The 2,334-nt window shown below is 48.1% G+C and carries 2 protein-coding genes; both read left to right on the forward strand.

The annotated features are described in order from the left end of the window. The first annotated feature begins 208 nt into the window (after positions 1 to 208). Positions 209 to 2,119 carry a tetratricopeptide repeat protein gene (locus PsAD37_RS12870; protein WP_153039738.1) on the forward strand — a complete coding sequence of 637 codons (1,911 nt, stop codon included), beginning with the start codon at positions 209 to 211 and terminating at the stop codon, positions 2,117 to 2,119. A 107-nt stretch (positions 2,120 to 2,226) separates the two neighbouring features. Then, positions 2,227 to 2,334: transposase (locus PsAD37_RS28070; RefSeq protein WP_153039732.1), on the forward strand; the 108-nt coding region annotated here is incomplete at its 3' end.

Below are 2,334 nucleotides of genomic sequence, written 5' to 3' on the forward strand. Positions count from 1 at the left end.
TCACCTTTTATAACCAGAAGCGCCCACATTCATCGCTTGACTGGAATACCCCGGATCAGGCTTACTGCACCCACCCGCAGCACATAACTCAAGCTGCTGCGTAATCGGAGCGGATCCACTTATAAAAGACGCTCACCTGTCCAAATAAACGGAACCACCTCTACTAATCAATGTTCTGTATATTCCATATTAGATTTAGAAGAAAAGCATGTCATCGCTGTTTACCAAAATAACCTTATGGGCCTTTGTTATGGCCACGTCATTTTCGGAGATTTTTCCTGCTTATAGTGAAGACTTTCAATCTATTACTCAAAGCGCAGAAAAAGGTGATGCCGCAGCGCAGTATAAACTTGGGGTCGCCTATGATGAAGGAGACAACGTAGCACAGAGTTACACTGAGGCGGAGAAATGGTTCAGAGCCGCAGTTGAGCAAGATGACAGCGACGCGCAATATAATCTCGGGTACATCCATGAAAACGGAGTGGGCGTACCACAAAATCTTGTAGAGGCTCTAAAATGGTACAAGCTCGCCGCTAAACTGGGCAATGCCGATGCGCAAAATAGTCTTGGCGCTATGTATTTCACCGGGCAAGGCGTACCACAGAGTTATGTGGAGGCTCTAAAGTGGTTTAAGGTCGCCGCTGAGCAAGGTCATGTCACAGCCCAAAATAATCTTGGAGACATGCACAAAAATGCGCAAGGCGTACAGCAGGATTTTGCTGAGGCTCTGAAATGGTACAAGCTGGCTGTTGAGCAAGGTGATCCCATTGCGCAATATAATCTCGGGTTCATGTACGTCATTGGTGCAGGTGTACCACGCAATTATGCGGAAGCGGCAAAATGGTACAAACTTGCCGCTGAGCAGGGCTACGCCTTTGCACAGTACAATCTCGGAGTCAGTTACACCAGTGGCCAAGGGGTCGCTCAGAGTTATGCAAAGGCAGCTGAATGGTACAAACTCGCCGCTGAGCAAGGGCAATGGCAAGCACAAAATTATCTCGGAGATTTGTATAAGAATGGCCAAGGCGTCACTCAAAGCTATGAGGCGGCAGCGAAATGGTACAAGCTGGCTGCTGAGCAAGGCCTTGCCCAAGCCCAAAATAGCCTCGGAGACTTTTATAAAAGCGGTCAAGGCGTGGCTCAAAATTATGAAGAGGCGATCGAATGGTATCAGTCCGCCGCCGAACAAGGCCATACAAGGGCGCAATATAATTACGGTGGTATGTATGCGAAGGGCAACGGCGTCGCTCAAAGCTATATACCAGCATATGTCTGGTATTCTATTGCAGCTGCAAATGGGTTTGTGAAGGCGGAAAAAGCGAGAGATCTGGCCGCAAGGAAGCTCAACCGGAAAGATTTAGCGCAAGCCCAACAAGATGAAGTCATTGTCAAACAAAAGCTCAGTGGTGAATACTTTCAATCTATAGTTCGAGCCGCTGAAAAAGGCGACGCTGAAGCTCAATATAAACTTGGGCGTGCGTACGGTGATGGAGGTGGCATACCAAAGGATTATGCGGAGGCTGTAAAATGGTACGGGCTCGCTGCCAAGCAGGGCCATGCTGCCGCTCAAACCTATCTCGGCGTCATGTACGACAATGGCCAAGGCGTAGAACTGAATAATGCAGAGGCAGTAAAGTGGTACAGGCTCGCCGCTCAGCAGGACCATGCCGCAGCTCAGAGTTATCTCGGGTATATGCACCTCAAAGGAGAAGGCGTACCAAGAGACTATGTGGAGGCTGCGAAGTTGATCAGGCTCGCCGCTGAGCAGGGCGTTGCCAAGGCACAACATAATCTCGGTGTCATGCTCTCCCGAGGAATAGGTGCACCACAAGATGATGCTGAAGCAGTAAAATGGTACAAACTTGCTTCTGAGCAAGGTTATGCCAGAGCACAATTTTCTCTCGGAGACAGCTACGAAAAAGGTGTAGGTATAGATAGAAACTATTCACAAGCATATATCTGGTATTCTATGGTAGCTGACAAGAGAGGGTTTGAGTTAGCGGCACGTGCTAGAGATAGGGTCTTGAAGAAGCTCACACTACAAGAATTGTCTGAAGCCCAACAAAAACAATCCGCTCTTTATGAGAAGTTAAAAGAAAACAGCGATTGGACGCCATAGAAACTATATCGCAAACTGACTTCGAACGGATAATCCCGGTAATCCCCCCTGAAATTGATCGAGTTTAAAAGTAGAGATAGTGTTGCCTCATATTGAGGACTGAATTTATGAAGAAATCTCGTTTTAGCGACGCGCAGGTTATTGCAATTTTGAAGCAGGGAGAAAGCGGTATTCCCGTTGCGCAGCTTTGCGGGGAGCATGGTATGAGCGCAGCC

It is taken from the genome of Pseudovibrio sp. Ad37, assembly GCF_001623075.1.
Lineage (GTDB): Bacteria > Pseudomonadota > Alphaproteobacteria > Rhizobiales > Stappiaceae > Pseudovibrio.

What these genes read in the sequence shown, in the direction of transcription:
- PsAD37_RS12870 (WP_153039738.1), top strand. Translation starts at nt 209, where the DNA reads ATGTCATCGCTGTTTACCAAAATAACCTTATGGGCCTTTGTTATGGCC.